The 1490-nt window shown below is 70.4% G+C and carries 1 protein-coding gene and 1 pseudogene; one reads left to right on the forward strand and one right to left on the reverse strand.

The genetic code is table 11. The features are described from left to right. On the forward strand, nt 1–1321 hold a 1321-nt coding region (locus E1292_RS50345; protein WP_132606866.1), incomplete at its 5' end, for a peroxidase family protein. On the opposite strand, the pseudogene E1292_RS53280 reads toward E1292_RS50345, so the two are convergent. Beyond that, nucleotides 1293–1490, reverse strand: a pseudogene (locus E1292_RS53280) (hypothetical protein); the annotation flags it as partial. The gene E1292_RS50345 and the pseudogene E1292_RS53280 overlap by 29 nt on opposite strands.

A 1490-nucleotide genomic window follows, 5' to 3' on the forward strand; every position in this document is an offset into this window, starting at 1 on the left:
CCCCCTCCCCGAGGCGAACCGGCCGTCCCCCGAGCGCGCCGCCGACCTGTTCGCCCGTGGCGACACCATGATCCCCTGTCCGCGGTCCTCGGTTCTGTTCGCCTACTTCGCCCAGTGGTTCACCGACGGCTTCCTGCGTGGCGACATCAACGTCCCGCGCGATCCCCGTAAGAACACCTCCAACCACCACATCGACCTGAACCAGCTCTACGGCCTGGACGAGACGGCCACGGCGGCGCTGCGCACGTTCGACGGGGGTCTGCTCAAGAGCCAGACCATCAACGGCGGGGAGTTCCCTCCCCACCTGTGCGAGAACGGCAAGATCAAGCCGGAGTTCACCCCGCTGAGCGTGATCCGCTTCGACGAGCTCACCGACGCGCAGCGCGACACCCTGTTCGCGACGGGGAGCGACCGGGGCAACATCCAGATCGGGTTCACCATGCTCACGGTGCTGTTCCTGCGCGAGCACAACAGGGTGGCGCGGCTGCTCGCCGGACGCCATCCGCGCTGGGACGACGAGCGCCTGTTCCAGACGGCGCGCAACATCCTCATCGTGCTGCTGATCAAGCTGGTGGTCGAGGAGTACATCAACCACATCACCCCCTACCACTTCCGTTTCACCCTCGATCCGCGGCTGACGGCGATGCTGGCCCACGCGCCCTGGCACCGCGAGAACTGGGCCTCGGTGGAGTTCAACCTCGTCTACCGCTGGCACAGCCTGATCCCGTCCCGGCTGTCGGTGGGCGGTCGCGACCTGCCGATGGCGCAGACCCTGGCCGGCGGCGCGCTGATCCCCGAGCCCGGCCTCGGCCGGCTCTTCGAGGACGCCTCCCGCCAGCGCGCCGGGCGCATCGGCCTGTTCAACACCGACCCGCTCCTGAGGCAGGTCGACGTGGCCAGCATCGCCGACTCGCGGGTGCTCGGCCTGGCGCCGTACAACAGTTACCGGCAGCACTGCCGCTTCCCGCGGGTGCGCCGGTTCGAGCAGGTCTCCGGCGACGCGCGGGTCAGCGGCGCGCTGCGCGACCTCTACCGCGGCGTCGACGACCTCGACCTGTACGTCGGCCTGTTCGCCGAGGAGCCCGGCTCGCCCGACGCCATCCTGCCGCCGCTGCTCACGAAGATCATCGCCATCGACGCGTTCTCCCAGGCGCTGACCAATCCCCTGCTGGCCCCGAGGGTGTTCAACGCCTCGACCTTCTCCCCAGAGGGCCTGCGGATCATCGCGACCACGAGAACGGTGTCGGACGTGCTGCACCGCAACGTCCCCGAGGACCCGCGCCCCCGTTTCGTCAGCATGACCCGGCGGCCGACCCGGTGACCGGCCCGAAGAACGGCCCGGAGAACGGCCCGGTGACCGGCCCGGAGAACGGCCCGGAAAACGGCCCGTGCGGCAAGACGGCGAACGCGCCGGAGGACAGAGCGGGCGGCGGGACGGCGGACGCACCGGAAGGCGGAGCGGGCGGCGGGACGGCGGACGCTTGGGTGGG

Source organism: Nonomuraea deserti (assembly GCF_004348685.1).
Taxonomy (GTDB): Bacteria; Actinomycetota; Actinomycetes; order Streptosporangiales; family Streptosporangiaceae; genus Nonomuraea; species Nonomuraea deserti.